This is a genomic window from Brevibacillus fulvus (assembly GCF_016908525.1).
Taxonomy (GTDB): Bacteria; Bacillota; Bacilli; order Brevibacillales; family Brevibacillaceae; genus Brevibacillus_G; species Brevibacillus_G fulvus.
In genome coordinates this window covers 78,037-85,367 of sequence record NZ_JAFBEB010000015.1, presented here as the reverse complement: position 1 = coordinate 85,367, position 7,331 = coordinate 78,037, and the positions used below count along the sequence as shown (strand labels likewise).

The 7,331-nt window shown below is 48.1% G+C and carries 5 protein-coding genes; all 5 read right to left on the bottom strand.

From position 1 onward, the window contains the following. Nucleotides 1–259: 259 nt before the first annotated feature. Nucleotides 260–1,342, bottom strand: a complete 1,083-nt coding sequence (locus JOD01_RS17060) for an HD-GYP domain-containing protein (protein WP_204519519.1) — start codon at nt 1,340–1,342, stop codon at nt 260–262. A 127-nt stretch (nt 1,343–1,469) separates the two neighbouring features. After that, nucleotides 1,470–3,974: a DNA gyrase subunit A gene (gyrA, locus tag JOD01_RS17055; RefSeq protein WP_204519518.1), complete on the bottom strand. Its 2,505-nt coding sequence runs from the start codon at nt 3,972–3,974 to the stop codon at nt 1,470–1,472. Nucleotides 3,975–4,124: 150 nt separating this feature from the next. Continuing rightward, the gene (locus JOD01_RS17050) at nt 4,125–5,132 is read right to left on the bottom strand and encodes a tripartite tricarboxylate transporter substrate binding protein (RefSeq protein WP_204519525.1); all 1,008 of its coding nucleotides are present in this window, start codon (nt 5,130–5,132) and stop codon (nt 4,125–4,127) included. 46 nt (nt 5,133–5,178) lie between these two features. Beyond that, on the bottom strand, nt 5,179–6,696 hold the full coding sequence (locus tag JOD01_RS17045) for a tripartite tricarboxylate transporter permease (protein ID WP_204519517.1): 1,518 nt from the start codon (nt 6,694–6,696) through the stop codon (nt 5,179–5,181). 16 nt (nt 6,697–6,712) lie between these two features. After that, entirely contained in the window at nt 6,713–7,168 is a 456-nt protein-coding gene (locus tag JOD01_RS17040; RefSeq protein WP_204519516.1) for a tripartite tricarboxylate transporter TctB family protein, read from the bottom strand. Nucleotides 7,169–7,331 lie beyond the last annotated feature (163 nt).

Sequence of the window (7,331 nt, the reverse complement as noted above, 5' to 3'; positions counted from 1 at the left end):
AAGTTAAGTGTTGATCTTTGGTTCAAAAAGAAATTGCTTGGCTTGTGATTTGATCACTTCAAACGTTTCGCTGTTCAGTTTTCAAAGAACATTTTCAGAGTAACAATTTTGAATTATAGCAAACCATCAAAGAAAGTCAAGAAAAACTTTAATTTATTTCAAGTCTCCCAATCGACATTTACAAATATAGCAGAAATAAACGATAAAATCAAGAGCAAATTCATTATCGGTAAAAATTCTACCTGAAACATGCTGCTAACTAAACAATTTTAACGATAAACAGATCGCTTCTATTCCTCAAATTGATGATTGTCCCGCCAATTTCCAGCATTGGTCGCGTCGGATTAGTTTGTTCCACAAAGACGATTTTTGCCAATTGACCGTCATTTAACTCCACGACCGTCCCAACTGCAAGCTGGGTTAACCCATTTACGAAAGTGCGGACAACCGTAGGGTCGAGTTTACCAAAGCTATCCCGCAACAAGTGCTCGATTACCAAATACGGTGACATACCGCTCTGAAAAACACGATCTGATGTCATGGCATGAAAAGTATCTGCTACCGCCACAATTTTACTATACAAATGAATTTGATTGCCTGACAGTCCGATTGGATAGCCCGACCCATCCTGTCGTTCATGATGCTCCAAAGCTGCCTTCGCCACACCTTGATTTAGACCGGGAGCTGCTTTGATTAACTGGTAGCCATAGATGGTATGTTTCTTGATTTCCTCAAATTCCTCCTGCGTCAATCTCCCTGTTTTCAGCAAAATTCTTTGGTCAATCTTCAACAAACCCACATCAGACAAAGTTCCCGCCAATGCCACCTGCATCCATTCGTTTTCCGGCACGTTCAACCACCTGGCAATCATATAAGAGATTACTCCCGTAGCAATCGCGTGCTCGTATGTATAACTTGTCAAACCAGCAAGACGGCGCAAAGTGGAAAGCAAGTCAGGCTGTACCTGGACATACTGCAACAAAGGGTGAATCGCCTCTCTTACCTGCATGACTGGGATAGGTTGCCCTGCGCGAATATTCAACATGATTTGTTTAAAGGAAGACGCACTCTTTTCATATAATTGTGAAAAAGATTCTTTCGGAACCGATACAATACGCTCCCCTTTTTGCTCAGATGACGCGGGAGATGATTCCTGTCCTTCGTCTGCTTTCTCCAATTGCTCCTCAACGGCTACTTGATCAATGAGAAAAGCTTTAAGAATCTCCTTCTCCCGTTCCCCAATTACCGTCCCTTTGGCAAAAAGCATACCGCCCAACGAAGTATAAACATCTTCCAAAAGTTTGACTCCAACTTTTACATTTTTCGCACTGACGATTGGCATATTGTCCCTCCAGCCGAACACCTTTTCTCTTTTATAGTAACCACTATTCAAAAGCAAAACAATAAAAAAGCTTTCATCCGGTCGGTTGAAGCACCTGACCGAATGAAAGCTTGAGCTTAGTTGAACTTTACTCTTCCGTATCGCCAACCGAACTGTCTGCTGCCGGGAGTTGTTCCTCTTTGGGATCATCTTCGTCCATACCGTCAGCGTTGTCTTCAGGAGCCACAATGGCAACGGAGACAACCTCTTCATTTTCATCGAGGCGAATCAGTTTCACGCCTTGAGTATAGCGACCCATCAAGGAAATTCCTTTGATTTCCGTTCGAATCAAAATACCGCTCGTGGTAATGATCATCAAATCTTCACTCGGATCGACGATCTTCAATCCTACGACATAGCCGCTGCGTTCGGTTACATTGTGGGTTTTAATCCCTTTACCGCCGCGAGACTGAATGCGGTATTCCTCAATTGGCGTTCGTTTTCCGTATCCTTTTGCGGTGACAATCAATACTTCCGCATTTTCCCTGACGACATCCATGTCAATAACATCGTCGTCCGGATCAAGCGTAATCCCTTTGACCCCTGTTGCATTCCGGCCAATCGTCCGGACATCCTCTTCTTTAAACCGGACAGACATGCCTTTTTTGGTCCCCATAATGATTTCTTGCTTCCCGTCGGTCAAGCGAACGGCAATCAGCTCATCGTCCTCACGCAAATTTACCGCAATGAGGCCCACCTTGCGTATATGTCCAAACGCGGACAGCTCCGTCTTCTTGATAATCCCCTTCTGGGTTGCAAAGAACAGATAGGAGTCCTCGTCAAACTCCTTCACCGGGATGACCGCCGTTACCCGCTCCCCTTTTTCAATCTGGATCAGATTGATAATCGGCGTTCCTTTGGCGGTTCGGCTCAGATCAGGGATTTCGTAACACTTCAAGCGATACGCCTTTCCTTTGTTTGTAAAGAAAAGGATGTAATCGTGGGAACTGGTGATGTGCAGTTGCTCGACAAAGTCATCATCTTTCGTCCCAATGCCCTGAATACCGCGGCCGCCCCTTCGCTGACTGCGGTAGGTATTGGCCGGCAACCGTTTGATGTAACCATCATGAGTGAGCGTGATAACAACATTTTCTTCCGGAATCAAATCGGCGTCCTCAATATGGTCTTCATCGAAGGTAATTTCCGTCCGGCGTTCGTCAGCGAATTTTTCTTTGATTTCAATAAGTTCTTCGCGGACGATCGCGTAGATTTTATTTTCATCCGCCAAAATTGCCCGGTATTCGGCAATTTTCACCTGAAGTTCTTGATATTCGTTTTCAATCTTTTCCCGTTCCAATCCGGTCAGGCGTTGGAGACGCATATCCAAAATAGCCTGCGCCTGCTCGTAGCTCAGCGAAAAGTTGTTTATCAACCCTTCTCGCGCCTCTTCGGTTGTTTGCGAAGAGCGAATCAGACTGATGATCTCATCAATGTGATCCAACGCGATGCGCAAGCCTTCCAAAATGTGCGCACGAGCTTCCGCCTGTTTTAAATCGTACTCGGTTCTTTTGCGGATAATCTCCCGTTGATGCTGCAAATAGTAATAGAGCATATCGCGCAAATTCAAGACGCGCGGGCGGTTATCGACCAAAGCCAGCATGTTGACGCCAAATGTGCTTTGCATCTGGGTTTGTTTGAACAAATTATTCAGGACAACCTTTGGCACAACATCGCGCCGCAGCTCAATAACAATCCGCATCCCTTTGCGGTCAGACTCATCACGCAAATCGGTAATACCGTCAATCTTTTTATCGCGAACCAATTCGGCAATTTTTTCAACCAATCTCGCCTTATTTACTTGATAAGGAATTTCCGTTACAATAATGCGCGGCTTTCCTTTTACTTCCTCGATCAGCGTTTTGGCTCGCATGATAATGGAGCCTCTTCCGGTCTCATAGGCTTTGCGAATCCCGCTAAAGCCGAGAATCTCACCTGCTGTCGGGAAATCAGGACCTTTGATGATCTTCATCAACTCAGGAATCGTAATATCCGGGTTATCAATCATGGCGGTTACGCCATCAATCACTTCTCCCAAATTATGCGGAGGAATATTGGTTGCCATCCCTACCGCAATCCCGCCCGATCCATTCACCAACAAGTTTGGAAAGCGGGAAGGCAAAACAACAGGTTCTTCTTTACGACCGTCATAGTTTGGTGTAAAGCCAACTGTTTCTTTATCAATATCGCGCAACATTTCCAAAGCCAGCTTGGACATGCGTGACTCCGTGTAACGCATCGCTGCCGCCGGATCGCCATCGACGGAACCAAAGTTTCCTTGTCCTTCGACAAGCATGTAACGCATGTTAAAATCTTGAGCCATCCGGACCATGGATTCATAGATGGCGGAATCGCCATGCGGGTGGTAATTGGCCATCACTTCACCGACAACATTGGCCGATTTACGGAACCCTTTGTCAGGAGTTAGCCCCATATCGTGCATTGCATACAAAATCCGACGATGCACCGGTTTCAGACCGTCCCGTACATCGGGCAATGCCCGGCTCACAATGACGCTCATCGCATAGCTGATAAATGATTCGCGCATCTCTTGGCTAATATCTACTTTAGGAAACCGAGATGTTTCTTCTGCCATAAAGGATAAACCTCCAACTGGTTTTCACAATACTTTATTATACCACAAATCGACAGTCGACGTCCAAGAATGGAAAAAAACGAATGAAAAAACCACCCGGCTGTATCACATACGTTAAGCCAGGCGGTTCATTAAGCATACCGCTATGATTTATTTGCGGAAACCTCTTTCTGTCGCCAATTTTGTATAATATTCGGTTTCCTTGTTGATTTCATTTGTAAAGTCTTCAGAACCTGCAAACACAGGTTCAACTTGTATTTCTCGCAATTTTTGTTGAAACGCGGAATCGTTGACCATTTTCTTGACCGCCGCTTCCCACTGCGCGCGGATCGACTCCGGCGTTCCATTCGGTACTGAAATTCCCGTCCACCATTTGACCGTCAACCCGTCAACTCCCTGCTCCTGCGCTGTTGGCACATCCGGTAAAAATTCGCTTCTCGCCGTGCCCGAAACCGCAATGATCCGCACCTTGCCGGATGCCGCCATGGCATGCGCCTCGCCTACCGTGTGCACAGCCAGCACCGCATGGCCGCCCGCCACTTTCGGCAAGGAATCAGAAGCGCCTTTTGTCACGATCATTCGCGTTTTTTGCATATCCACCCCGATCGCCTTCAACCACTCCGCTACGCCAAATGCCGAAAAGCCGGCCGGACCAACCGATGTCCAGGTCAATTGTTCCGGATTTTGCTGGACCCATTCGGAAAATTCCCGAAAGTCTTTCCAAGGAGCATCGCCTTTCACGACAAAGGCCAATGTTCCTTCGCCCAGCTTTGCCACAAACGTATTATCCTCAATTTTGATTTCCGGATTTGTCATCCCCCCGGCAAGCATCGAGGTATTGGAATTGTTGGTAGCCAGGACCGTGTAGCCGTCAGGTCGCGCCTGTTTTAAGGCGTATTCGGCGCCGACCGTCCCACCGCCCCCTGCCTTATTCACAACGACGATCGGCTGTCCCCACTCTTTACTAAGGTAGTCAGCCGCTGCCCTGGCAACAAGATCCACTCCACCGCCTGCCGAGTATGGAACGACATACTCGATCTGTTTGGTAGGGTATAGCTCAACAGTTTGTGTTTGTTCTGTCCCTTCTGTCCCGGTTTGTGCAGACTGGCCACAGCCTCCGAGCGCAACTGTGCAAGCCAAGAGGATGCCCAAACCCATTTTTCCTCTGAATTTCCTCAACTGCAGTACCTCCCAGCGGAGTAATTTACGCCACATTAAATTTATGTTCCGTCTCGTCTTTAACCCGTTTGTTCGTACGTCGGACCAACTTGATGGAAATAACCAGCAAAATCGCAGAGGCCAGCAAAATGGCCAGCGAGATCGGCCGCTCCACAAAAATGCGTGGGTCTCCGGCTGACATCGACATCGATTGCAAAAAGGACTCTTCCATCAACGGTCCGAGAATAAAGCAAAGGATCAGCGGAACGACCGGCCAACGATATTTGTGAAATATATAGCCGAGCACGCCAAAGATCAATGCAACCAGCACATCAAACAAATTATTTCGAACCGTATAGGCGCCGATGGTACAAAACATAAAAATAATCGGAGCCATGATCCCGTATGGTATATGCGTCAGTTTGACCCAAAGCCACACCAACGGAAGATTGAGAATGAGCAGCATGATATTGCCGATAAACATACTGGCGATCAACGTCCAGACAAATTGCGAGTTTTGCTCGAATAAAACAGGACCAGGTGTCAATCCATAGATCATCAAGCCGGCAAGCAAAATGGCCAGCGGCGGCGAGGAGGGAATCCCCAGCGCAAACAAGGGAATAAAGCCGGCGCTGCTGGTGGCATTATTGGCCGCTTCCGGGGCCGCGACACCTTCGATTGCTCCTTTGCCAAATTTCTCGGGCGTTTTTGAAAACCGCTTTTCCGCGTCATAAGCCAGAAACGAGGTGACAGCAGCGGAACACCCCGGCAACAGGCCAAGGAAAAATCCGATTACGCCACCGCGAAACATGGCGGGAGCACTCCGCTTCAAATCGTTCGCCTTCGGGTACACACTTCCCAGGTTGCCGACGCTGATTCGCATTCGCCGCTCCTCGATCCCTTTCAGTACCTCGGTTATGGCAAACAGCCCAATGATAATGCTGGTCATCTCCAAACCGGCCGTCAAATTGCTAGACCCGTACGTAAACCGAGCCATTGCCGACGATGGGCCTAACCCGATCATGGCCAGACCAAACCCGAAAGCGCCCATGACGAACGCCTTGATGATGGAGTCTCCGGAAAGACTCACCATCACTGTTAAAGCCAAGACCATTAACGCAAAATATTCAGGCGGTCCAAACCGCAATGCTTCATCGGCCAACAAGGGAGCAAAAGAGACCAGACCGATTACCCCCAATGTACCAGCCACGAATGAAGCGATGGCTGTGATCCCCAACGCCGGGCCGCCCCTTCCCTTCTTGGCCAGCGGATACCCGTCGAGACAAGTGGGAACGGACGATACCTCCCCAGGTATATTGAGCAAGATCGCTGTTGTTGAACCACCATACATCGCCCCGTAATAAATGCCTGCCAGCATGATGATTCCTTGGGTTGGCTCCAATACGGTCGTTACCGGAAGCAAGATAGCGATAGCCGAAGTCGGCCCCAACCCCGGCAAGACTCCCACAAAGGTGCCGATCAACGCACCCACGGCTGCCATCAGCAAATTGATCGGTGTAATTGCCTCAGCAAAACCGGAAAGCAAAAGTTGTAACGACTCCATATGTTGTTAGTCCTCCTTAAAAGAACACCCCAGCTGGAAACGTAATTTGCAACCACTTGATAAAAATCAGATACAAACCGGCTGTCAGCAAAATGGCATAGATCGCTGACCGAAGCCATGCATAACCGCCAATCACCCGGAACAATCCCCAAGAAACAAACAAAGTCGAAAGCAGATACCCCAGCAGCGGGATCAGCAAACATTGCGCAAACATGAATACCATGCACAACAGCATTTTCAGCAGGACGCCTTTTGGCGGAAATTGTACGGCATGCTGCTTACGGCCCCGCATAAACAGCAACAGACTTCCCAGCACAATCAATACCGCCCCGATAATCGCCGGTAACGTATCGTCACCGACAATTCCTCCGCCCTTTAGCAAGTGCAAACGGTACGCTTCCATGCAGCAAAAAATTCCCATCAAGATCGAAATCAAGCCGCCTATTTGATCGGCTGCTATTTTCTTTATCATGGCATCACCTTTCTTATCCTCATCTTACAGACGTTTCCGAAAAATGCCGGCCTTTTGTTCCGCTAATGACTTGCTACGGTTATCAGCCTATGAGCAAAACACAAAAGTGTTCCACCCTTCACGAAGGCGATGGAGCCCCCAAGCCGAATAAACAGAGCGGCTG

Coding starts and splice junctions, on each gene's coding strand:
- JOD01_RS17060 (WP_204519519.1), bottom strand. CDS start 1,342: ATGCCAATCGTCAGTGCGAAAAATGTAAAAGTTGGAGTCAAACTTTTG.
- JOD01_RS17040 (WP_204519516.1), bottom strand. CDS start 7,168: ATGATAAAGAAAATAGCAGCCGATCAAATAGGCGGCTTGATTTCGATC.
- gyrA (WP_204519518.1), bottom strand. CDS start 3,974: ATGGCAGAAGAAACATCTCGGTTTCCTAAAGTAGATATTAGCCAAGAG.
- JOD01_RS17045 (WP_204519517.1), bottom strand. CDS start 6,696: ATGGAGTCGTTACAACTTTTGCTTTCCGGTTTTGCTGAGGCAATTACA.
- JOD01_RS17050 (WP_204519525.1), bottom strand. CDS start 5,132: ATGGGTTTGGGCATCCTCTTGGCTTGCACAGTTGCGCTCGGAGGCTGT.